At 63.4% G+C, this 22,736-nt stretch carries 17 protein-coding genes; 6 read left to right on the top strand and 11 right to left on the bottom strand.

Features of this window, described 5'->3' with window-relative positions; all coding sequences use genetic code 11:
* Positions 1–6 precede the first annotated feature (6 nt).
* From HB634_RS01370 to HB634_RS01345, 6 genes are all read right to left on the bottom strand, one after another.
* Entirely contained in the window at positions 7–1,608 is a 1,602-nt protein-coding gene (locus HB634_RS01370; RefSeq protein ID WP_213947188.1) for a response regulator, read from the bottom strand.
* A 1-nt stretch (position 1,609) separates the two neighbouring features.
* Positions 1,610–2,446 (bottom strand): CheR family methyltransferase, encoded by an 837-nt coding sequence (locus HB634_RS01365; RefSeq protein ID WP_063571382.1) that lies wholly within the window; start codon positions 2,444–2,446, stop codon positions 1,610–1,612.
* A 5-nt stretch (positions 2,447–2,451) separates the two neighbouring features.
* On the bottom strand, positions 2,452–5,880 hold the full coding sequence (locus HB634_RS01360; protein WP_213947186.1) for a response regulator: 3,429 nt from the start codon (positions 5,878–5,880) through the stop codon (positions 2,452–2,454).
* A 127-nt stretch (positions 5,881–6,007) separates the two neighbouring features.
* Positions 6,008–6,511 (bottom strand): GNAT family N-acetyltransferase, encoded by a 504-nt coding sequence (locus HB634_RS01355; protein ID WP_213947184.1) that lies wholly within the window; start codon positions 6,509–6,511, stop codon positions 6,008–6,010.
* 17 nt (positions 6,512–6,528) lie between these two features.
* A complete protein-coding gene (gene tal, locus HB634_RS01350; RefSeq protein WP_213947182.1) occupies positions 6,529–7,599 on the bottom strand; it encodes a transaldolase in 1,071 nt (356 codons plus the stop codon).
* Positions 7,600–7,748: 149 nt separating this feature from the next.
* On the bottom strand, positions 7,749–9,056 hold the full coding sequence (locus tag HB634_RS01345; RefSeq protein ID WP_213947180.1) for an acetamidase/formamidase family protein: 1,308 nt from the start codon (positions 9,054–9,056) through the stop codon (positions 7,749–7,751).
* 176 nt (positions 9,057–9,232) lie between these two features.
* On the opposite strand from HB634_RS01345, the gene HB634_RS01340 reads away from it, so the two are divergent.
* Positions 9,233–10,888: a hypothetical protein gene (locus tag HB634_RS01340; RefSeq protein WP_213947173.1), complete on the top strand. Its 1,656-nt coding sequence runs from the start codon at positions 9,233–9,235 to the stop codon at positions 10,886–10,888.
* Between the two features lie 52 nt (positions 10,889–10,940).
* Here HB634_RS01340 and HB634_RS01335 read toward each other — a convergent pair whose 3' ends face one another.
* The 3 genes from HB634_RS01335 to HB634_RS01325 all read right to left on the bottom strand — a co-directional run bounded on the left by HB634_RS01335 (position 10,941) and on the right by HB634_RS01325 (position 13,087).
* On the bottom strand, positions 10,941–11,219 hold the full coding sequence (locus tag HB634_RS01335; protein WP_213947172.1) for a hypothetical protein: 279 nt from the start codon (positions 11,217–11,219) through the stop codon (positions 10,941–10,943).
* Between the two features lie 307 nt (positions 11,220–11,526).
* The gene (locus HB634_RS01330) at positions 11,527–12,354 is read right to left on the bottom strand and encodes an alpha/beta hydrolase (RefSeq protein ID WP_063571852.1); all 828 of its coding nucleotides are present in this window, start codon (positions 12,352–12,354) and stop codon (positions 11,527–11,529) included.
* A 124-nt stretch (positions 12,355–12,478) separates the two neighbouring features.
* Positions 12,479–13,087 carry a carbonic anhydrase gene (locus HB634_RS01325; RefSeq protein WP_213947170.1) on the bottom strand — a complete coding sequence of 203 codons (609 nt, stop codon included), beginning with the start codon at positions 13,085–13,087 and terminating at the stop codon, positions 12,479–12,481.
* Positions 13,088–13,273: 186 nt separating this feature from the next.
* Between HB634_RS01325 and HB634_RS01320 the strand changes: the two genes are divergently transcribed.
* On the top strand, positions 13,274–14,080 hold the full coding sequence (locus HB634_RS01320) for a helix-turn-helix transcriptional regulator (RefSeq protein WP_213947168.1): 807 nt from the start codon (positions 13,274–13,276) through the stop codon (positions 14,078–14,080).
* 8 nt (positions 14,081–14,088) lie between these two features.
* Here the strand turns inward: HB634_RS01320 and HB634_RS01315 are convergent, their stop codons facing one another.
* Entirely contained in the window at positions 14,089–15,546 is a 1,458-nt protein-coding gene (locus HB634_RS01315; RefSeq protein ID WP_213947166.1) for an efflux transporter outer membrane subunit, read from the bottom strand.
* An 84-nt stretch (positions 15,547–15,630) separates the two neighbouring features.
* Between HB634_RS01315 and HB634_RS01310 the strand changes: the two genes are divergently transcribed.
* The 4 genes from HB634_RS01310 (at position 15,631) to HB634_RS01295 (ending at position 21,765) form a co-directional block, all read left to right on the top strand.
* Positions 15,631–16,236, top strand: coding sequence for a TetR/AcrR family transcriptional regulator (locus HB634_RS01310; protein WP_213947163.1), 606 nt, complete (start codon positions 15,631–15,633; stop codon positions 16,234–16,236).
* Between the two features lie 84 nt (positions 16,237–16,320).
* Positions 16,321–17,421 carry an efflux RND transporter periplasmic adaptor subunit gene (locus HB634_RS01305; RefSeq protein ID WP_213947162.1) on the top strand — a complete coding sequence of 367 codons (1,101 nt, stop codon included), beginning with the start codon at positions 16,321–16,323 and terminating at the stop codon, positions 17,419–17,421.
* Complete coding sequence (locus HB634_RS01300; protein WP_213947160.1) at positions 17,418–20,525, top strand: efflux RND transporter permease subunit; 3,108 nt, start codon at positions 17,418–17,420, stop codon at positions 20,523–20,525. Before HB634_RS01305 ends, HB634_RS01300 begins: the two co-directional genes overlap by 4 nt.
* A gap of 202 nt (positions 20,526–20,727) precedes the next feature.
* On the top strand, positions 20,728–21,765 hold the full coding sequence (locus HB634_RS01295) for an alpha/beta hydrolase (RefSeq protein ID WP_213947157.1): 1,038 nt from the start codon (positions 20,728–20,730) through the stop codon (positions 21,763–21,765).
* On the opposite strand, the gene HB634_RS01290 is transcribed toward HB634_RS01295, so the two are convergent.
* Positions 21,680–22,705 carry a nitrilase-related carbon-nitrogen hydrolase gene (locus HB634_RS01290; protein WP_082878946.1) on the bottom strand — a complete coding sequence of 342 codons (1,026 nt, stop codon included), beginning with the start codon at positions 22,703–22,705 and terminating at the stop codon, positions 21,680–21,682. The genes HB634_RS01295 and HB634_RS01290 overlap by 86 nt on opposite strands.
* Between the last annotated feature and the right edge of the window lie 31 nt (positions 22,706–22,736).

Here is a 22,736-nt window from a genome sequence, read left to right as displayed (position 1 = left end):
TACCCCTCAGCCAGCCTGCGCCCTATCCGCATGCATGACGAAGGCCAGGGCCTGCTGCAACTCGCCGTAGCCCACCGGCTTGACCAGGTGGTAGTCGAAACCGGCCCGGGCGGTCGCGGCCTTGTCGGCCTCCTGCCCCCACCCGGTCTGCGCGATGATGGGCAGGTATCGGAGGCCGGGATCGTCGCGAAACGCCCGGCAGACAGCGTAGCCGTCGATCGAAGGCATCCCGATGTCGAGCAGGACCACGTCCGGCCGGAACTCACGGGCAGCCTCCAGCGCCGTCCGTCCATCGAGAACGATCCGGTACTCATGTCCCATGTCGCTCAGCAGCCAGCCGAAGGTCTCGGCGATGTCCGCGTTGTCGTCGACGACCAGGATGCTGAGCGGACCACCGTTTGTCCCGGGGTCCGTCACCGTGCGCTCGCTGGCCTCCTCGTCGTTGACCACGAGAAGAGGCAGCCGAACGGCAAACGTGCTGCCCTTGTTCTCGCCGTCGCTACTCACCGAGATCGATCCCTCGTGCATCGATACGAGCTGCTTCACCAGCGCGAGACCGATACCCAGGCCGCCCTGCGAGCGGGTCAGGTGCTCGCCCACCTGGGTAAACAGCTCGAAGATGTTCGACTGCATGGCCTTCGGAATACCCATGCCATTATCGGACACGGCAATCACGACGTCCTGGTCGTCCCGGTAGGTATCCAGCGTGAGCGTGCCGCCCGTCGGGGTGTACTTGGCCGCATTGTTGAGCAGGTTCGCCACCACCTGCGTGAGGCGCGTCTTGTCGCCGTTGACCCAAAGCGACCGGGCACCCGTATTGACCCTGAGCGTGTGATTGCCACCCTCGACAAACGGCTGGCTCGCTTCAAGCGCCGACTGGACGATCTCCGCGATCTCGACCTTCTCGCGCTTCAGCACGATCTTGCCCTGGCTGACGCGTGACACATCGAGCAGGTCATCCACAAGGCGCACCAGGTGCACCAGCTGGCGGTCCATGACACCGTGGATCTGTTCCGTCCGCTCTGGCGAGGGCTGCCCCCGCAGGACATCCAGACCCATCCGCAATGGCGTGAGCGGGTTGCGCAACTCATGGGCGAGAATGGCGAGGAACTGGTCCTTGTAGCGGTCAGAACGGGTGAGCGTCTCGGCGTAAACTTCGAGCTCGTCGCGCTGTGCCGCAAGCTGCTGCTTCTGCCGGTGCAGGTCGAAAAAGACCTTCGTCTTGCTACGCAGGATGTCCCACTCGACCGGCTTCTGGATGAAATCGACCGCACCCGCTTCATAACCCCTGAACTTCCTCTGGCTGTCGGTATTGCTCGCCGTCAGGAAAATAATGGGTACATGACGCGTGCGTTCGTTGCCGCGCATCAGCTCGGCGAGTTCGAAGCCATCCATGCCCGGCATCTGCACATCGAGCAGTCCCAACGCCACGTCGTGGATGAGCAGGAGTTCCAGCGCCTCTTCTCCCGAGCGGGCCCTGAGCAACACCAGGTCGTCACGGCGCAAGAGTGCCTCGAGGGCAACGAGGTTGTCCTCGAGGTCGTCGACGAGAAGAAAATGAACCGGGCTCATGACGGCCGTGTTCTTACCAGTGATGGGAGTAGCCATGTCAAAGATCCTGCTTCTGGTAAATCCTCTCTTCCTGGACGAAGTCCTGGAAGGCATCGGCATGAGCGGAGAACCGGAGGCTTTCCTTCGAGCCAAGACCCAGGAACCCCTTGCGTACGAGCGAATCGCTGAACAACTTGATGGTTCGGTTCTGCAGGGTGTTGTCGAAATAGATCAGCACGTTCCGGCAGGAGATGAGGTGCATCTCCCCGAACACGGCATCGGTGACCAGGCTATGGTCGGCGAACACGACCCTCTCCCGCAGCGAACGATCGAACGAGGCCTTCCCATAGGCCGCGGTGTAGTAATCCGACAGTGAGGAGCGGCCACCGGACTGTTGGTGGTTCTCCGTGAACCCGCGGATGCGGTCCAGGTTGTACACCCCTGCCGACGCTGCCTCCAGTGCTCCCGCGTTGATGTCCGTGGCGTAGAACATCGTTCGCTGTTCCAGCCCCTCCTCACGGAAAAGAATCGCCAGCGAATAGAACTCCTCGCCACTGCTACACCCGGCGACCCAGACCTTAAGCGACGGGTAGGTACGCAGGTGCGGCACGACGTGCTCGCGTAGCGCACGAAAATAGGAGGGGTCGCGAAACATCTCGCTGACCTGCACCGTGAGGTAACTGACCACGTGGGGCCCCACGGACGGATCGTGCAAAAGCGCTTCGAGCATGGCCGAGTGCGTACGGTAACCGAGCTTATCGCGGAGCTGCTTCAGGCGTCGTGTGATCGACGCCCTGGAGTACCCGCGAAAATCGTAGTGAAACCGCTGGAACAAGGCTTCCAGGATCAGCTCTACCTCGATCGCTTCGAGGCGGCCCACCGCGCTGTCTTCCATGTAGCTCACTGCGAGAGCCACACACGAACGAGCGAGAGCAGTTTGTCAACGTCGAGCGGCTTGGCCATGTAATCGCTCGCCCCCGCCTGCAGGCAGGTCTCCTGATCGTCAGGCATGGCCTTGGCGGTGAGCGTAATGATCGGCAGTTTCTTCCAGCGCGGATCGGCGCGAATCTGCCGCGTCGCCGTCAGGCCATCCATCACCGGCATCATTACGTCCATCAGCACCAGATCGATGTCGTTGCCGGAGCCATCGCTGGCCTTGTTCAGGGCATCGATGGCCTCCTGGCCATTGCGGGCAACAGTGAGCACGCAGCCTCTGGGCTCGAGGATGTTGATCAGCGCATAGACGTTGCGCACGTCGTCCTCGACCACCAGCACCCGCCGACCTTCCAGAAGCGCATCGCGATGCTGCGCCTCCTGGATCATCCGCTGGTGTTCCTGAGGCAGTTCGGTGACGACCTGGTGCAGGAACAAGGACACCTCGTCGAGCAGGCGCTCGGGCGACTTCGCGCCCTTGATGATGATGGAGCGCGAGTAGACGCGCAGTCGCGCCTCCTCGTCCGCCGTCAGATCGCGACCGGTATAGACAATTACCGGCGGGAAAGCATAGATACCCTCGGCGCTCAGCGTTTCCAGCAGCGTGAAGCCGGAAGCGTCGGGCAAGGATAGGTCGAGCACCATGCAGTCGAAGGTCTGGTTCTTGAGGTGATCGAGGCACTCCGCCGCCGTCGCCGCCGCCACTGTTTCGACATCCGCGGACGCCAGCAACTGGCGGATGGCGTCGCGCTGCACATCGTCGTCCTCGACCACGAGTACGCGCCGGACCGCCTGCGAAAGCCTCGCGTCCAGCTTGCCCAGCACCTCGGCCAGCTGCGCCCGCTTGACCGGTTTCAGCAGATACCCCACCGCACCCATGGAAAGGGCTGCATGGGAATGGTCCGTCGCGGAAACAACGTGGATCGGGATATGGCGTGTGCGCACGTCGCGTTTGAGGATGTCGAGCACGGAAAGGCCCGACTGGTCGGGCAAGCCGACGTCCAGCACGATGGCCTGGGGAAGATGATGTCTCGCCAGGGCGAGCGCTTCCTGGGCGCTGGTGGCGATCAGGCAACGGAAGTTCATCTCGCGGGCCAGCTCGAGCAGGATCTGCGCGAAGCGCTCGTCGTCCTCGACGACGAGGATGGCCCGTCGCTGATCGGCCGGCTCGAAGCGGTCGTCCGGCACCTTTGGCGCAGGAACGGGGAGCGGCGGCGCCACGTCGGGCCGTGATGCCGCCACTGACAAAACCTCGGCCGCGGCCAGCTCCGCCGATGGTGGCCTGCGGACGGCACCGAGCAGCGGGGGAATCGTCAGGCTGAAGGTACTGCCCCTGCCCACCTGGCTGTCGACAGCGATGCTGCCACCGAGAAGGCGCGCCAGTTCCAGCGAAATGGACAGCCCCAGGCCGGTGCCGCCGTACTTGCGACTGATCGTGCCATCGGCCTGCTGGAACGCCTCGAAGATACGCGTCTGCTGTTCAACCGAGATGCCGATGCCGGTGTCGCTAACGGCGAACACGAAATCACCATGGCCGTCGCAGGATACGTGCAACTGCACGCTGCCCTGCTCGGTGAACTTGAAGGCGTTGGACAACAGGTTCTTGAGCACCTGCTCCAGGCGCTGACGATCGGTCTCGACGATAGGCGGGCAATCCGACGACGTCGATACCTCAAAGATCAGGCCTTTCTGTTCGGCGACCGGCTGGAACTGCGGGACAAGACTCTTGATCATCCGGTCGACGGAAAGCGACTCGGCATGGATCTCGATATGACCCGCTTCGATCTTGGACAGGTCGAGGATATCGTTGATCAGCGTGAGCAGATCGTTGCCGGACGAATGAATGGTATTGGCGAACTTGACTTGCTCTTCCGTCAGGTTGCCGCGCGGATTGTCAGCGAGGAGCTTGGAGAGAATCAGCGCCGAGTTCAGCGGCGTCCGCAGTTCGTGGGACATGTTGGCGAGGAAGTCCGACTTGTACCGGCTCGCGCGCAGCACTTCCTTCGCCTTGTTCTCGATTACTTCATTCGCGCGTGCGAGGTCGTCGCGCTGCGATTCGAGCTGGTTCGCCTGCTCTTCCAGGTGGGCGTTGGTCTGTTCCAGTTCGGCCTGTTGCTGCTCGAGCTCGTGCTGGGACTGCTTGAGCGCGCGGCTCTGCTCCTCGAGTTCCTCGTTGGACACGCGAAGCTCTTCACCCTGCACCTGCAGCGAATCGGACTGCCGGCGCGTCTCCTCCAGAAGACGACCAAGATCTGCCCGGTAGGTGGCCGAACGGAGTGCCACGCCGATGGCGGAGGAGGCCTGTTCGAGAAGCGAAATGACATCCTCGTCAACGGCGCTGAAAAAGCCGAGCTCCAGCACCCCGTTGACCTCGCCATCGACCACGGTGGGCAACAGCACGAGATGACGCGGTTTGTCCTGGCCCAGCGCCGAGCCGATGGCCAGGTAGCCCTCCGGCACGTCGTCGATGACGAAGGTCCGGCGTTCGGCAGCGGTCTGACCGAGCAACCCTTCGGCCGGCAGGAAGCGCTCGACCACATGGTGACCCGGCGCGAGGCCGTAGACGCCTATCCGCTCGTAAAAGTTGGCGGTGTTGACGAAAAGAGCCCCTGCCTGGGCGTCGACGAATCGAGCGAGGAACGCGAGGATGTTCGCGCCAAGCGTTTCCGTCTCCTGCTCACCGGCCATGACGGCCGCCAGTTCGAGCTGACCGGCCTGCAGCCAGGTTGCCCGTACCCGGCTACGCGACGCATTGCGAATCATCACGGCGACAAAAATGGTCAGCGCCACGCCCAGCAGGCCACTGAGCAGCCCGCTGGTGAGTGCATTGCCATAGGCCGCGGTCATTTCCACGACCCGCTTGTCGCGAAGCGAAAATTCCTCGGCCTGCATATTCGTCAGTTGCGCCCGGATGGCATCCATGGCGGCCTTGCCACGATCGCTGTTGACCACCGCCAGGGCCGCATCGAGGCCGCGTGTCCGGCGCAGCTCGATCGTCTCCTTGAGTTCGCTGAGCTTTTCGTCCAGGCGGCCGGTGAGTTCCTTCAGGCGAGCCTGCTGGCTGGCATTGTCATGGGTCGACAGTTTCAGGGATTCGAGACGGGCAGGAATGCTCGCCAGGGCGCCGCGATAGGGTTCGAGGTACCTCTCGTTCCCCGTCAGCAGGAAGCCACGCTGACCGGTTTCCGCGTCCTGGGCCGCGGAAAGGATGTCGCTCAGCGCGGTCACCGTCTGCTGAGACTGGATGACCTTCTGGTTGCCGTCGCGAATGGTTCGGATGTTCAGATACGCGAGTGCGCCGCTGACGACGAAAAAGACAATAACGGCGGCCAGCGCAATGGACGTGCGCTGATCCATCGCGCGCGAGCGCGACGCACGGGGTGCTTTTGAACTCATGATGACCGGGCTGGTTAGCTGTCGTAGCGGGCAAATATATCATCAAGAAACCGTTATCAAACGGTTCTTCCCCTGAGACAAAAAACCTGCGAAATCCTCGCCTTTGGCGAGGAAATTCACCCTGTTTTCACAGCCAATCGTGCATCGGGCGGGCCGGGCGTCGTGCGGGTTTCAGGCTGATCGTGAGGATCGGCAGCGTCCGTGCTTCCGCACCTTCGATGGGCGCAGGAATCTCGCCGACTCGCACCGCCCCGCACGCAACATAGAACGCCTCGGCGTGCGGATCCGACTCGATATAGAGCCTCGAGGCACGAAGTGCCCTGGCGCGTTCGACCGCGTCGTTCAGCATGCTCCTGCCCCAGCCCTTCCCGATGAAGGCGGGCAAAAGCCAGAAGTGCTCGAGCCTGACCGCGCCGTCGGCCTGCCTCCGCAGCTGATAAAAACCCGCCAACGCGCCGTCGAGACGGGCCGTCATGGTCGGCCAACGTTCGATCCCGGTGGACGTGACCCTAAGGTCCGACGCCCACCGTTGCAGTTGATCCGACGAATACGGCCAGTACGATTTTGACGCGAAGGCGAGATCCGAGAGGATGGCTGCCTCGGATGCGCGCGCCTGTTCAAATGCAAGCATCCGGCAGCTCCGGGGGGCTAGGCGGTCACCTTACCCTCTACGCGCCTGATCAGCTCGTCCCACGCCGTCACGAAAGCGGCACCACCCTCGACCTGCAACTGGCTCGCCAGCGCGTTCACATCGAGGCCGCCTTCATTGGCCGTACGTCGCACGGCAGCGCCTTCATCACGGTCGAGGGCCACCTTGCCGGGCACCTTGCCGTGGTCGGCAAACGCGCGCAGCGTCGCGTCCGGCATGGTGTTGATAGTGTCCGGCGCCGCCAGCGCCGTAATGTAGAGCGTGTCGTCGGCTTCGGGATCCTTCACCCCCGTGCTGGCCCAGAGAAGGGTTTGTGGCATGGCTCCGGCCGAGGCCAGCGTCTTCCAGCGCTCGGAGGCGAGCACGCCTTGGTAGGCGTCCCAGACGTCCGCCGCCACGGCAAGGCCGAGACGGTTGCGTAGGTCGGCACGCCCCTGCTTCGCCGCTGCCGCATCCCAGCGACTGACGAACACCGACGCCACCGAACGGACCTTGGGATCGAGACCGCCAAGGATGCGTCGCTCGATACCGCGCATATAGGCCTCCGCCACGGCCAGGTACTGGTCGCGGGAGAACAACAGCGTCACGTTGATCGCGATGCCCTCGAAGATCGCCTCCTCGATCGCGACGGCACCTTGCGGCGAGCCGGGAATCTTCACGAAGGCATTGGGGCGATCCATCTGCGCATGCAACCGTTGCGCCCAGTCCAGCGAGCCCTTCGCGTCGTTGAGAAGGTACGGCGACACCTCGATGGACACCCATCCGTCCATCCCGGATGTCTTCGCGTGGATCGGCGCGAAAAGGTCGGCGGCGCGACGAAGATCCTGGACCATGAGGCGGAACACGATTTCTTCAGGCGTTGCACCCGTTGCCCGCTCGCTGGCGATCTGGGCGTCGTAGTCCGAACCACCAGCCACCGCCTTGGTGAAGATGGAGGGATTCGAGGTCAGACCGGTGATCGAGAAGTCGCGTATGTACGTCTCGAGAAGACCGGTGTCGATCATGTTCCTGGAGATGTTATCCAGCCAAAGACTCTGGCCGAGTTCCTGGAGCTTCGCAATCGCGTTCATGGGCTGTCCCGATAGGGCAGCCCGTATGCCAGCCGGCTGCCAGGTAACGAACGACGGCGCCCATGGCCAGGCGCCGGGGTATTAGCCAAGGAACGCTAACGCAGGCCACGGGTGTCGTCTTGAAGAAACCTGTGTCGAGGACGCAACAGTCACGGCTGAGCGGGTTTCACCAGTTGTGAAAGCAAGACTTTATCCAGGCTCGCGGCCACGCCGACACTCCTGCCGGCGAGATTGGCGACCGTATAATGGACGGAGCTGCCGAGTACCTGTGCGGCCTCGGAGAGCGTCAGCCCGTAGTCCTGCGCTAGCCACTTGATCAGACCGGTGGTTGCGGCCCGCGTCGCTTCGTCGACGGACCCGGCCTGCCCCAGCACCATGATCCGGGTCGGCGACTCGACGCGAGGCATCTGCACCGCTTTTCCTTTGATCACGTCGACGGAAACCTCGACATCCATCGAGGTCTCCAGCGCATATTGGGATGTCTCACCGTCGCCTTGCAGGGCGTGCGCATCACCGAAGTACAACAGCGCGCCAGGCTGGTACACCGGCAGGTACACCGTGTTGCCTTCGACGACCTGGTTGAAGTCCATGTTCCCGCCGAACCGCCCCGTATCGCCCGTCGACATGGCGGGCGTACCAAAACCCGGTGCCACCGCCATGCCACCCAGCATCGGCTGTACCGGCACGCTGTAGTTCGCCAGCGCCGGTGACGCCGTCGCGGGAGTCGCGAGCCCCCTGACGAGGTCCAGCTTCCAGCGCACCGGTTTGCCCAGCTCCTGCGCTTTACCTGCCAGGGACTGGCCCAGCGCCGGTCCCACGATGCTGTCGAGACTGTCCGCATAGTCCCTGTTGAGGCGGAGGCGTTTGATGTGCACGGCCAGTGTATCGCCGGGCTCGGCCGACATCACGTAAAACGGCCCTACCTGTGGATTGCCGAACAACGCGACGGTGTTGCCCTTTTCGTCTACACCGCCCGAGTCGATCGTTTGCGTGCGGATGCCGTCGCCGGGCCATACCGTCAGCACGGGCGCGCGGCTGGCCGAGAACTCGTTGGCATAGTCCTTCGGCGTGAACGTGTAGACCCTCGCCGCGCCGCTGGGCCGATCCGGCAAGCGATACCCGGTGAATACGTGGCTCACTCGCCTTCCGGGGTGATTGGTGTCCGGGTCATCCGCGATGCCCGTCAACGCCTTCCCGTCGACCCTGGCTTTCAGATGGTAGGTCGCCTTGTCCGTGTCCGTGACGGTGAAATCAAGGACATTGCCATGACGGGTTCCCACCAGCGTGTCGCCGTCGAACGTTCCGCTCAAGGCGTCGCCTTCAACGTCGAGCACGAGGGTCTGATAGGCAATATTTCCCCACATGTCGGTTTTTACCAGCCAGCTTTCCGTCGCCGGCGCGGTCGCGTGGACGGCCAGGGGAACACACAGTCCGAACAAGGCGAGGCGACGGAGCATGGTGGTCCTTCAGGCGAGCCGGGGACTCAGCCTAACAGCGCACCTGGCTGGGTCATATGTGGCTGATGGGCCAGAAGCGGTGCCCGGCGCGATCGGTACGAAAGCGTGAATCAAGACACGGTCACTCCGGCACAAGCGGAACACGATGCGGAAACCCCACCACCTATCGGACATCCATGTCGCTCGTCTCGGCTCCCGCATCACGTCGTCTTCGCCACGCGCTCGGTGCCTTTATCGCACTCGCGCTTCTCCAGCCCACCCTCGCATCCGCGGCCGATGTCACCGACACCTCGACCGTGCTCGACAAGGTATTCGCGGCCTACCAGGGATGGTTTCACTGCCCGGGCGCGCCGAGTCCGGAAAGCAACTGGTTCCACTGGACATACATCTCACAGATCGATCCGACCGCAACCAATAGCTCGATTCCCACGTTCCCCATCACCGACGAATATCCGGCGGACGCCCTCTGCCCTGCCCCGGGTCTCACCGTCGGCGGGAAGCAAGCGAACTTCTTCTCATCGTTGAATGCGGGCACGGCGCAAACGCACTTCCGCTGGATGCGCGAGTACGGCGTTGACGGCGCCATTCTCCAACGATTCCTGGGATCGCTCGACATGCTCTACCAGGAAAACGACATCGTCCTGCGCAATGCCATGCGGGCTGCTGGCGACAACGGACGTTCGTTCTTCATCGAGTACGACGTGAGCGGGCAGTTCGAGAACACCAGCACGCAGGCCGATGAAGACGCCATCTTCAATAAGTTGACTGCCGACTGGCTGCACCTGGTCAACGACCTCCATGTCACCCAGAGCGCCATGTACCAGCAACAGGGTGGCCGGCCCGTCGTCTCGCTCTGGGGCATCGACCAGGGAGGCAGCGAAACGACCTGGCAGATGAAGCCAGCCCTCGCCTCGCGTGTGATCGACTGGTTCCACAACGTGGCCCACGCGACCATCATGGGTGGCGTCAGCAATACCTATCTCGAACAGCCCGAATACGCGGATGTCGTCAAGAAGCTCGACATCATTCAGCCGTGGAACGTAGGCGTGTACCAGGACATCGACCTCGACTGGTACGAGACCAACCGTACGCGCGTCCACCTGGCGTCGACCGCAGCCAACGGACAGATCTACATGCCGACGATCCTTCCGGCATCGTCCAGCCGTGACCAGAACAACGGCAACCTTCCGACCGAAGGTGCCAAGGGTCTCGGTGGCAAGTTCTTCTGGGACCAGGCCTACCGCGATCGCAGTGCGGGCGTGCGTACCGTCAAGATCGCCATGTTCGATGAGCTCGGTGAGGGGACATCGCTGCTCAAGGTCGCCTCGAATGCGTCGCAGGCGCCATCGCAATACCCGTGGCTGACGCTGGATGTCGACGGCTACAAGCTGCCGACGGACTGGAACCTGCGCATGACGCATGAAATCGCCGCGATGTTCCACGGCGACAGTCCGGTGACGGCGACGGTACCGACGGATCCGGGCCCCTTTGATGTCGTTCCCGAGTGCGGTGTGCTGCATCCGAACGAGATTCTCGATCCGGTCCATCCACTGACCTCGTGCGACGGCCACATCACCCTCGCACAGGATGCAAACGGCGACGTTATCGTCTACCGCGACGGCATCCGGTTGTATTCGAGCGGCACGGCGGGCCAGCCCATCAAGACGACCATCATGCAGGGCGACGGCAACCTGGTCGAGTACGACACGAGCGGCCAACCCCGTTGGGCGAGTGGCACCGCGGGACAGCCAGGCGCGTATCTCTACCTTCGTAACGATGGCACCACGTGGATTATCGCCGGCGGTAAGGCCATCTGGCAGGCTAGTCCCTGATCCATCGTGACACCGAAATGCCGCCCGGAATCGCCCGGGCGGCATCCGTCGATCAGGCAATACCGAGCAGGTTCTGGAGCTGCGTCGCCACGGTCGAAGCGAGTGTCGACGCTGTCGTGGCGGTACTCGCGGCAGCCGTGCTTGCGGCGGTCGTCGGTGCGCCGGTCAGCGGATCGGTCGTCGCCGTCGCCAGGCTATCGGTGAACGGATCCGACGTTGAATCGGTATCCGTGTTGAGCAGACCCTTGCCGCCGCCGTGGCCGCCGTGGCCGCCGCGAACGTGCATCGTGGGCATCGGATTGACGCTGGGCGTCGAACCAATCGTAGTCATTTACGGTTTCCTTGCTGTGGTGGTCTTCCGTGTCAGCAATGGGCGTGCCAAGTTGGTTGGGATGGCTGTGAGGTGCGGTTGTGACGGGATGTCGACGCTGGGGGGAGAGCTTCGCCGATGAATCGGCTCCTACAGGGAGCATGTCGCGTCGGGACATTGACTGAAGGTGTCAATTTAAAGCCGGCGATTACTTGCGTCGGGCGCAGGACGCTGCGAAAAACATCGACAAAATGCGAAGGCTGACATGCATCGTGGCCCGAGGGTGTGGTGCTCACCCCGGGCCACGAAGACACTAACGTGCGCGGATTCAGCCCTTGATGAAGGCGAGAAGGTCCGCGTTGATCGTATCGGCATGCGTCGTCGGCATGCCGTGCGGGAAGCCCGGATAGATCTTCAGCGTGGCGTGCTTCAATACCTTTGCTGAAAGCACGCCGGCATCCTTGTAGGGAACGATCTGGTCGTCGTCACCGTGGAGGATGAGCGCAGGCTTATCGATCTTCTTCAGGTCGTCGTTGAAGTCGGTTTCCGAGAACGCCTTGATGCAGTCGTAATGCGCCTTGGTGCCCCCCATCATGCCCTGACGCCACCAGTTGTCGATGACGCCCTGCGACGGTGTCGCGCCGGGGCGGTTGTAGCCGTAGAAGGGGCCGGACGGCACATCGCGGTAGAACTGCGCCCGGTTCGCCGCAAGCGCGGCGCGGAGACCGTCGAAGACCTCGATCGGCAAGCCATCGGGATTGGAAGCGCTCTTCACCATGATCGGTGGCACGGCGCTGAGCAGTGCGATCTTCGCCGTGCGCTCCAGTCCGTACTGCGCGACGTAGCGAGCGACTTCACCACCCCCGGTGGAATGCCCGATGTGCACTGCGTTGCGCAGGTCGAGGTGTTCGGTGAGCGCGGCCAGGTCGGCCGCGTAATGGTCCATATCATTGCCTTCCTCCGTCTGGCTCGAGCGGCCATGCCCACGGCGGTCGGCGGCGATCACACGAAAGCCCCTGCTGAGGAAGAACAGCATCTGCGTATCCCAGTCGTCGGCCGAGAGCGGCCACCCGTGACTGAAGACCAGCGGCTGGCCCGTGCCCCAATCCTTGTAGTAAATCGTTACGCCGTCTTTCGTGGTGATCGTGCCGTCCATACAACGCTCCTGACTTAAGGGAAGCGGACGTGGCAGCGCCAACGCCCGCGGAGGTGGCGGATACACGGGGAATGTTTGTTCAACCGAAGGATGTTTTATTGAACAAAACGTTTGCACAACGTCGTTATTCGGCGCCTGACGACGGCACGTCGCGCACGACCTCGGTCAATTCGCCCGTATCGATGTTGTAGAAAAATCCGTAAACATTCACATGCGCAGGCACGCCCGGGCTGGAACGAACCAGGTCGACATCGTATTTCAGCGATGATTCGAAGTCCGAGATGCTGATACTGCCCCGGTCATATGCCCCGGAGATGTCGACGCCGTGCTCATGTTTGTAGGCATCCAGCATGCCATCGGCGGTGAACGACGTTGCTCCGCAGAACGAGTGATGCACCACGACAACGTTCTCGAAGCCAAACAGATGTTCCATCGTGGATATCGACTGCAGGCCAGCGACGGCGCGACCGCCGGCCACTGAAACAGGAAATAGTGTCCGCGTGTGCCCGACGCGATTGCCGGCTTCGTCGATCACGTTCTCGCCGGGATAGATTTCACCAGGAAAATGGCGGGCGACAACCTCCGGAATCTCGACAGCTCGTGGGTCGAAACAATGGATCACGATGGTCTTGAGGTGGATGGCCTGGGCGAACAGCTTGCGAAAGCTGGACTCGTCGAACCCTGGCATGGCGCTGAATACGAACTCGCTGAACGTGCCTTTCGTGGTGGACATACGTATCTCCTGGAAGTGGGAGATGCCTATTGTGGGAATAAGGAAATTCGTCTCAATTACGTGCGGGGTAATCAGACACGGTTGCGTTCGGTAAGCTGAGGCATAAACCGTGCTCATTACCTCCGAGGTAATTGACCCGATCCAGCCAGGATCGAATGCTTCCTTTCTTCCATGCGGCGCGACGACATGACCACCCAAGCGGGCAGTTCCCCAAGCGAGCTAGGCCGGATCCTGAAAGCATGGCGCGGCACGCGCGGCGTCAGCCAGTTCGAGCTTTCACTGCAGACAGGCGTCTCGCAAAGGCACCTGAGCTTCATGGAAAGCGGACGCAGCGCTCCCACCCGGCAGACACTCATGGTCGTGGCGGATGGGCTCGACATGCCGTTTCGCGAGCGCAACCAGTTGCTGCTCGCGGCCGGCTATGCCCCTCTCTACGACGCGGACGAGTCCTGGGACACGGGCTCTTTCGTGATCGTCCGTCACGCCCTCCAGCGCATGCTCCTGCAGCATGAGCCGTTTCCCGCGCTGGTCATGGATCGCTACTGGAACGTGGTGATGGTCAACGAGGCGACGAAGCGGCTCTTCGGCACGTTCATCGACCTGGACCGCTGGCCTCGTCCGCGCAACATCCTCCACATGATCTTCGACCCCGAGGGCTTGCGGCCCTTCATCGGGGACTGGGACCGGTTTTCCGCCTCCATGCTCCAGCGCGTGCGGCGGGAAGCCGTCGGTGGAGCCATTGACGAGCCGACGCGCGTGCTCCTCAACGCGCTCATGGCCTATCCCGGCACGGGACATGTCGCGCAGGACGACCGCGCCGCCGATCTGCCCGTCATCCCCCTCACCCTCGTCGATGCGAACCGCCGGCTTAGCTACTTCTCGCTCGTGACGACCGTCGGTACACCGCGCAGTCCCGGCCCGCAGGAGCTACGCGTCGAATGCATGGCGCCCGTCGACGAAGCGACCGAGCGATGGCACCGCCCGGTGTCGTAAGCCGTGCGTCATGGCGCCGCGCTTGCCGATGCCAACCCGTTCTCCGGATTCCAACCACCACCAAGCGCGAGAAATGCCGCCACCGCGGCGCGCGCCGAACCGGCTTGCGCCTGCACCTTCGCGTCGCGCGTGGCCAGCAGTCGCGAGTTCGCATCGAGCACTTCGATAAGGCTCACGGCGCCTCCTTTATAGGCCTTCTCCGAAGCCACTTCGGCCTGTTGGAGCGAGTCCTCGCCACGGGCCAGGATCTCCGTCTCGCTTTGACGCTTATCCAGCGCGACCAGGGCGTCCTCGACATCTTCCGACGCGCGCAGCACCGCAAGCCGGTAGGTCGCGAGCGCTTCAGCGTCGCGTGCCTTCGCCGCCTTGATTTCAGCATCGACGCGGCCGAAATCGAAGAGACGCCAGCGCAGACCGAGCACGCCCTGCGCCTGGCTGGCGGGTCCCGAGAACTGGCTCCCCGCGCTGGTCGTTGCTGTTCCGATCAGCGCCGAAAGGGAGAACTTCGGGTAGTACTCGGAAATCGCCTGCCCGATGCGTGCATTCGACGCGGCCAGCTGTCGTTCTGCAGCGATGAGGTCGGGGCGCCTGCGTAGCAAGTCGGCCGGGCCGCCGGCGTCGGCCAGCAGCGGCGCCCGAGGAATCGGTTCGACCGCCGCAAGCTCCGTCTGCGATTCGCCCGGCTGACGGCCAAGCATGACATCGAGTGCATTCATGGCATTCGCCAGCGCGGACTCGAGTCGTGGCAAGGTCGCCGCCACCTGTGACAGCGCGCCTTCCGCCTGGTGCAGTTGCAGGGCCGACGCGATGCCCGCGTTGAACTGCAGACGGATCGTATCGGTCAGCCGTGTCTGCGTGCCGACCTGCTCCTGCGCCACGGCGAGCCGCTGCTGGAGACCGCGAACGACGAGGTAGTCGTCGGCCACCTGGGCCTGGACTTCCAACGTGGCGGCGGCGTATCCCGCCTGCGATGCCTCGAGGTCGGCGACCGCGCCCTCGCGCCCACGGCGAAGGCCGCCGAAGAGATCCAGCTCCCAGCCGGCGACAAGATCGCCCTCGTACGCGTTGCCGAACCGATCGAAACCTGGCTGCGAAGCAAGAACACGACCCAGCGGTGTCTCGGTCGATTGCTTCGCCCGTGCAGCCGATGCGGCGATGGAGCCCGATGGAAGGAGTTCCGCCGTCGCTTCACCCAACCCCGCGCGCGACTGCTGGACCCGTGCACGCGCCTGCTCGAGACTGAGGTTCTGCCGGATGGCTAGCGAGATAAGCCGTGAAAGTGTCGGATCCTGGAACGCATCCCACCAATGCTCGAGGCTGGCCACCGGTAACGACGACCCGGCCTGACGTGGCGCCCCGGCGTGAAACGCGCCCGGTGCATGGACATCCGGCCGGACATAATCGGGGCCAACGGCGCAGGCCGACACGGCCAGGGTCGACGCCAGCGCGAGAAGGAGAGACTTCATGGGTGAATCCGGGCATCTGAAGGTGACCAGATTACGATATGGTCACCGGTTGTCAAGAGAAAGCAGCTCCTGTATACGGTTGGCATGATCCAGACACCTGCCCTCACCGAAGACCAGGCCCCCTCCATCCGGGACCAGATCGTCGAAGCTGCCGACGCCCATTTCAGCCGCTACGGCTACGCCAAGACGACGATGGCGGATCTCGCCCGCGCCATCGGCTTCTCGAAGGCGTACATCTATAAGTTCTTCGACTCCAAGCAGGCCATCGGCGAGGCCATCTGCACCCGCTGCCTGACGCCACAGCTGGCCACGATCGCTGCCGCCGTCGAGGCCGCAGCCACGCCTCACGAGAAGGTTCGCGCCCTGTTCCGCACCTCCGTAAAGCAGTGCCAGGAGCAGTTTTTCACCGACCGCCAGCTCTATGACATCGTGGCCTTCTCCCGTTCGGAGAACTGGGCGAGCTCGGCCAGGTACGTCGCGGACCTCAATGCACTCCTGGAAAGCATCATTCGCATGGGGCGCGCCCAAGGCGACTTCGAGCGGAAGACGCCGCTGGACGAAGTGTGTCGGGGCATCTGGATCGCCATGCTGCCATTCGTCGACCCCGTGCTCCTCCAACACAACCTGGACGACGTGGAAGACGGCCTGCCAGCGGTGATCGGGCTCATCCTGCGGAGCCTTTCAACCTGATCGGTTGAGAATTTTCTGTTGTGACCAGTTGACATTTTGGTCACGAGACACAAAAGTGTCGCTTTCCCCTCTCGGAAAGCCGTCATGCACGCCCGTCATAGCGCCCCCCGTTCCATCCCCCTCCTGATCGGGGTTCTTCTGCTGGCCGGCGTCCTCAGCGGTTGCTCACGCACCGAAGCCGATCCCCGCCTGACCGCTCCCCTGGTACGCACGGCCACGCTCGACGCCAGCAAGGCCGGAGAGTCGAGCTTCTCCGGCATCGTCGCCGCACGCGTCCAGAGCAACCTCGGCTTCCGCGTTCCCGGCAAGGTGATCGAGCGTCTCGTCGACGCCGGCCAGACGGTCAGGAAAGGCCAGCCGTTGATGCGGATGGACCGCACCGACCTCGCTCTCGCCGACACCGCTTCCGTCGGCCAGGTGGAAGCGGCACGCGCGCAAGCGCTGCAAACCGCCGCCGACGAGAAACGCCTGCGCGGTCTCGTTGACGCCGGCGCCGTCTCCGCATCCGCCTATGACCAGGCCAAGGCGGCTTCCGATGCCGCCGCCGCGCGTCTTCGCGCCGCCGAGGCACAGGCGTCCGTTTCGTCCAACGAAGCCGGCTATTCGATCCTGCTCGCCGACGCCGACGGGACCGTGATGGAAACGCTCGCCGAGCCGGGCCAGGTCGTCGCTGCCGGCCAGATGGTCGTGCGTCTTGCGCATGCCGGGCCGCGCGAAGCCCTCGTCGATCTTCCCGAAACGGTGCGTCCCGCCATCGGTTCCACGGCACGCGCGACGCTGTACGGCGGCAACGGCGAAGGCGGCAGCGCGCGTCTTCGCCTGCTGTCTGACGCCGCCGATCCCGCCACGCGCACGTTCGAGGCGCGCTACGTACTCGAAGGCGCGGCTGCCGATGCGCCGCTCGGCTCGACGGTCGTCGTGCACCTGCCCAACGCCTCCCGCGCGGCGATGTCGATCCCGATCTCGGCCATCTTCGACCGTGGCAACGGTCCTGGCGTCTGGGTCATCCCCGCGAAGACGCAAGCCGTGTCATGGCGCCCGGTGACGCTTGGTTCCGTCGGCGAGGAGTCGGTCACGGTGACCGGCGGGCTGCAGGGCGGTGAGCGTTTTGTCGCGCTCGGCGCGCATCAGTTGCACGAGGGCGAGCAGGTGCGCACCAGCCTTACCCCAGGAGCGCAGCCGTGAGCGCGGGATTCAATCTCTCGGCCCTGGCGGTTCGCGAACGCGCCGTCACCCTGTTCCTCATCATCGCCGTGTCGGTAGCTGGCCTGTTTGCGTTCTTCCATCTGGGCCGTGCCGAAGATCCCAACTTTACGATCAAGGTCCTGACGATCGTCTCCGCGTGGCCCGGAGCCACGGCGCAGGAGATGCAGGACCAGGTCGCCGAGCCCCTCGAAAAGCGACTACAGGAGCTCCGCTGGTACGATCGCAGTGAGACATTCACGCGCCCGGGACTGGCGTTCACCACGCTCACGCTGCGCGACGATACGCCGCCGGCCGACGTTCCCGAAGAGTTCTACCAGGCGCGAAAGAAAGTCGGTGACGAGGCGGCGAAACTTCCGCCCGGCGTCGTCGGCCCCTTAGTCAACGACGAGTACGCCGACGTCACGTTTGCGCTCTATGCCCTCAAGGCGCGCGGCGAACCGCAGCGCATGCTGGTCCGTGAAGCGGAAAGCCTCCGCCAGGACCTGCTTCATGTGGCTGGGGTAAAGAAGGTCAACATCATCGGCGAGCGTCCCGAGAAAATCTTCATCGAGTTCTCGCATGAGCGTCTGGCCACGCTGGGTGTTGCACCCTCGGCCATCTTCGACGCGCTGAACAAGCAGAACGTACTCACCTCGGCCGGCTCCATCGACACGGCCGGCCCCCAGATCCAGATTCGTCTGGACGGGGCCTTCGACGACGTCAAAGCCATCGAGGACACGCCCGTGATTGCCGCGGGCAAGACGATCCGGCTGTCGGACATCGCCACGGTTCGCCGCGGCTATGAGGATCCTGCAACCTTCCTTATCCGCAACGACGGCGAGCCGACGCTCGTCCTCGGCGTGGTGATGAAGGAGCGCTACAACGGGCTCGAGCTCGGCAAGGCGCTGGAGACCAAGGCGACGGAAATCTCCGCGAATCTTCCGTTGGGCCTCACCTTCACCAAGATCACCGATCAGGCAGTCAACATCGCCGAGGCGTACGACGAGTTCATGTTGAAGTTCTTCGTCGCCCTGGCGGTCGTCATCGCCGTGAGCCTGGTCAGCCTCGGTTTTCGCGTAGGTCTGGTCGTGGCGGCAGCCGTGCCGCTCACCCTCGCCGGCGTCTTCGTCATCATGCTGGTCACCGGCCGCGACTTCGACCGCATTACGCTGGGCGCCCTGATCCTCTCGCTGGGCCTCCTGGTGGATGACGCGATCATCGTCATCGAAACCATCGTGGTGAAAATGGAGGAAGGCCACGACCGTGTCGCCGCGGCCACCTACTCGTGGAGCCACACGGCGGCGCCGATGCTTGCCGGTACGCTGGTGACGGCGATCGGCTTGATGCCGGTGGGTTTTGCGCACTCGTCGGCGGGCGAGTACGCCGGCAACATTTTCTGGGTAGTCATGTTCTCGCTGCTGACGTCCTGGCTCGTGGCGGTGATCTTCACGCCCTACCTCGGCGTCAAGCTGCTGCCGAAGATTCCCGCTATCGAAGGCGGCCACGCCGCCATCTACGGCACACCGCGCTACCGATCGTTCCGACGCCTCATCGCCTTCGTGGTCCGCAACAAGGTGCTGGTGATCGCCTCCGTGGTCGGTCTATTCGTGATTTCCATTTTCGGCATGGGCTTCGTGAAGCAGCAGTTCTTCCCCATCTCCGACCGCCCCGAGGTACTCGTGGAGGTGCAGATGCCCGAAGGTACCTCGATCGACGCGACGGCGAGCGCAGCCAAAAAGGTCGAGGACTGGGCGCGCAAGCAACCCGAAGCGCAGATCGTGACCGGCTACGTCGGCCAGGGTGCGCCGCGTTTCTTCCTGGCCATGGCGCCGGAACTTCCCGACCCCTCCTTCGCCAAGATCGTCATCCTGACCAGGGACGAAAAGACGCGCGACACACTCAAGCTTCGTCTCCGTCAGGCGGTGCAGGACGGTCTCGCGCCAGAAGCGCGCGTGCGTGCCACGCAGATCGTCTTCGGTCCCTATTCGCCCTTCCCCGTCGCCTTCCGCGTGTCCGGGCCGGATGAAGCGAAGGTGCGTGACATCGCGCAATCCGTGCAGGCGGTAATGCAGGCGAATCCAGGCATGCGCACGGTCAATACCGATTGGGCCGAACGCGTGCCCACGGTCCACTTCGTGCTCGATCAGGATCGTCTCCAGGCTATTGGCCTGACCTCTCATGACGCCGCCGCGCAATTGCAGTTCCTGCTTACCGGCGTCACGGTGACGCGCGTGCGGGAAGACATCCGTTCGGTCGACGTCGTCGCGCGAAGCAACGGGCCCACGCGTCTGGATCCGGCGCGCCTCGGTGCGTTTGCCCTGGTCGGCGCCCAGGGGCGGCGCGTGCCACTGGATCAGCTCGGCCATGCCGAGGTACGCATGGAGGATCCCATCCTGCGCCGTCGTGATCGCACGACGACCGTGACGGTGCGTGGCGATATCGGCGAACAGTTCCAGCCACCCGATGTCTCCATGGATGTGATTGGCAAGCTCAAACCCGTGATGGACGCGTTGCCGCCCGGCTACGCGATCGAAACCGCCGGCGCGCTGGAAGAGGCCGGCAAGGCCAACAAGGCACTGGCCGCCGTGTTCCCCGTCATGCTCCTGCTCATGATGATCGTGATCATTTTCGAGGTGCGCTCCATCGCAGGGATGCTGATGATTCTGGCGACCGCGCCCTTGGCTCTCGTCGGTGTCGTTCCGACACTCATCCTTTTCCACCAACCGTTCGGCTTCAATGCCATCCTCGGGCTGATCGGCCTGGCCGGGATCATCATGCGCAACACGCTGATCCTGATCGGCCAGATTCGCACCAATCAACGCCAAGGGCTGGATGCCTACCATGCGGTGGTCGAGGCGACCGTGCAGCGCTCACGTCCGGTGATCCTCACCGCACTCGCGGCGGTGCTGGCCTTCATCCCCCTGACCTTCTCGGTATTCTGGGGTTCGCTGGCCTTCACCCTCATCGGCGGGACGATTGGCGGCACCATCCTGACCTTGTTGTTCCTGCCGGCCCTGTATGCCATCTGCTTCCGCATCCGGCCGGACAAGGACATCGACCCGGGCGCCGTGCCGCACATCACGCACACACCCGTGGAGACCTGACACCAAAATCCCTGTAGGAGCCGATTCATCGGCGAAGGGTGCCCGCGACAGCCTGATTCGCGGCAACCTGGCCCGCTGCCGCGGGATCGCCGATGAATCGGCTCCTACAGGTTCATTCACGCGTGCAACGCCGAAGGTGCAGCTCTCTTCATGACCGATGGCACGGGCTCCCGTCCGCGGCAGCGAGGAGCATCGCGTTGACATGACTACGCCCAAGAAAGTTCTCGCCATCGCCGCAGTCGCCGTCGCCTCGCTGGCCCTCGTCCTCCTCATTGCCGGGACGGCTTACAACGAGCTTTCGCTTCGAAAGCTGCGTTCCCTGGCCCACGCCCCCGGTGAGATCTACAAGGTCGATGGGTACGACGTGCATCTGGTCTGCTCTGGCGAGGGGTCACCCACCGTGATGCTCGATACCGGCCTCGGCGACGACTTCACGACCTGGTTGAAAGTCCAGCCAGCACTGGCGAAAGTGACCCGCGTCTGCTCGTTCGATCGGAGCGGCTTCGGTACGAGCGCCATGACGCCGCGTCCCCATGACGCGGATACGCTGGCCGCGCAGCTGCACGACCTCATTCGCGTCGCGGGTATCGACACACCATTTGTCCTGGCCGGCCACTCCATCTCCGGTCTCTACCTGCGTGCCTACGCCAGGCACTACCGGCACGACCTGGCAGCGCTGGTGTTTATCGACGGTGCCACTCCGCTTCAGGACGACCGCGTGCCCAGGAGTCTTGTCGCTATCCAGGACAACCAGCGCGCGGAAATGCCATGGCAAAAACTGCTCATGACGATTGGCTGGTATCGCATACAAGGTATTTGCTCAACCGTGCCAGCAGGCTTTGAAGCGTACGCCGCCGTCATCCAGGCGGATAACTGCGATCCGACGCAGTTCGATGCGCTCGAGGCCGAGCTGGACGCCTTGCGGCAATCCGGGGATGAGACACGCTGGGTGGGACCCTTCCCCGATCTGCCCGTCCTGATCCTCTCCCGCGACCCGGCGTCGATGCCGTCGAACTGGCCACCGGAAGTCGCCAGGGCAAACGCCGTCGTCTGGAACCAGATGCAAGAAGAGAGCAAGGCGCTTTCACCGATCAGTCGTCGCGTCATTGCCAGGGGCAGCGACCACTACATCCATGTGGATCGACCGGAGCTAGTCATTCGCGAAGTGACCGCTCTGGTTGAATCGCTTCGGCGGGGGAAGGTCGCGTATTCGCAGGCCGAGCCGACGGTGGTGGAGTAGAGCCCGAGGCCTTCACAAGCTCATGTACATGCGGGTAAGGCGTCCGGTCGATATTTAGGCTCAGCAGTTCCGGACGGCTGTAGTGCCCGACCGCATCCATCTGGCGCTTGCGTTTGTCGATGCGCCAGAAATCCAGGTCCTGGATGACTTCGCCTTCGCCCTGGAGAATCGGTTCACCCATGACCTCGCCGTCCGGCGAAATAATGGCCGTGTAGCAGCCGCCGGCGATGGGAGCTGTATCGCCGCCGGTGTCGCGTCCGATCTGAGCGACCTGCTCGGCACTTAGCCATGCGGTCGAGTTGACCACGAACGCTGCCGACTCCAGCGCATGCATGCGGATGCTCACTTCCATCTGGTCGGTAAACAGCTGCCCCGCGAACGAACCTGGGTACATCGAGGCATGAATCTGCTCACCGTCGGCAATCAGGGCGTAGCGGGCGAGCGGGTTGTAATGCTCCCAACAGGCGAGCTGGCCGATGCGACCCACCGCACTGTCCACGGCACGCAGGCCGGACGCATCGCCCATACCCCAGATCATGCGTTCATGGTAGGTCGGGGTGAGCTTGCGTCGATGCTGGATGAGGGACCCATCGACATCGAACAGCAGCTGGGCGTTGTAGAGGCTACGGCCGACCCGCTCGTTTACACCGATGGATACGACCATCCCGGCAGCCTTCGCGGCGGCACCGATAGCCTCGGTCGTGGCCGAGGGTACCTCCACTGCCTGGTCGAGGAGCTTGTAGTGCTCGCCGCCCATCTCAAAGGGAGACTGGATGAAAGAGAAATACGGGTAGTAGGGAACGATGGTTTCCGGGAAGACAGCGAATTGAACGCCCTTCTCGCCAAGTTCGAGAATCTTGGCCACGACCTTGGCAACAGTCCCCTCCCGGCTATAGAGGACAGGGCTGATCTGGACGGCGGCAGCTTTTACGACGGTCACGGTTTTTCTCCTGTGGGATGGTCAACAGGGA

The organism is Luteibacter sp. dw_328 (genome assembly GCF_018449605.1).
Lineage (GTDB): Bacteria > Pseudomonadota > Gammaproteobacteria > Xanthomonadales > Rhodanobacteraceae > Luteibacter.
This window is presented reverse-complemented; position numbering and strand designations above follow the sequence as displayed.

What these genes read in the sequence shown, in the direction of transcription:
- HB634_RS01370 (WP_213947188.1), bottom strand. Translation starts at nt 1,608, where the DNA reads ATGGCTACTCCCATCACTGGTAAGAACACGGCCGTCATGAGCCCGGTT.
- HB634_RS01365 (WP_063571382.1), bottom strand. Translation starts at nt 2,446, where the DNA reads ATGGAAGACAGCGCGGTGGGCCGCCTCGAAGCGATCGAGGTAGAGCTG.
- HB634_RS01360 (WP_213947186.1), bottom strand. Translation starts at nt 5,880, where the DNA reads ATGAGTTCAAAAGCACCCCGTGCGTCGCGCTCGCGCGCGATGGATCAG.
- HB634_RS01355 (WP_213947184.1), bottom strand. Translation starts at nt 6,511, where the DNA reads ATGCTTGCATTTGAACAGGCGCGCGCATCCGAGGCAGCCATCCTCTCG.
- tal (WP_213947182.1), bottom strand. Translation starts at nt 7,599, where the DNA reads ATGAACGCGATTGCGAAGCTCCAGGAACTCGGCCAGAGTCTTTGGCTG.
- HB634_RS01345 (WP_213947180.1), bottom strand. Translation starts at nt 9,056, where the DNA reads ATGCTCCGTCGCCTCGCCTTGTTCGGACTGTGTGTTCCCCTGGCCGTC.
- HB634_RS01340 (WP_213947173.1), top strand. Translation starts at nt 9,233, where the DNA reads ATGTCGCTCGTCTCGGCTCCCGCATCACGTCGTCTTCGCCACGCGCTC.
- HB634_RS01335 (WP_213947172.1), bottom strand. Translation starts at nt 11,219, where the DNA reads ATGACTACGATTGGTTCGACGCCCAGCGTCAATCCGATGCCCACGATG.
- HB634_RS01330 (WP_063571852.1), bottom strand. Translation starts at nt 12,354, where the DNA reads ATGGACGGCACGATCACCACGAAAGACGGCGTAACGATTTACTACAAG.
- HB634_RS01325 (WP_213947170.1), bottom strand. Translation starts at nt 13,087, where the DNA reads ATGTCCACCACGAAAGGCACGTTCAGCGAGTTCGTATTCAGCGCCATG.
- HB634_RS01320 (WP_213947168.1), top strand. Translation starts at nt 13,274, where the DNA reads ATGACCACCCAAGCGGGCAGTTCCCCAAGCGAGCTAGGCCGGATCCTG.
- HB634_RS01315 (WP_213947166.1), bottom strand. Translation starts at nt 15,546, where the DNA reads ATGAAGTCTCTCCTTCTCGCGCTGGCGTCGACCCTGGCCGTGTCGGCC.
- HB634_RS01310 (WP_213947163.1), top strand. Translation starts at nt 15,631, where the DNA reads ATGATCCAGACACCTGCCCTCACCGAAGACCAGGCCCCCTCCATCCGG.
- HB634_RS01305 (WP_213947162.1), top strand. Translation starts at nt 16,321, where the DNA reads ATGCACGCCCGTCATAGCGCCCCCCGTTCCATCCCCCTCCTGATCGGG.
- HB634_RS01295 (WP_213947157.1), top strand. Translation starts at nt 20,728, where the DNA reads ATGACTACGCCCAAGAAAGTTCTCGCCATCGCCGCAGTCGCCGTCGCC.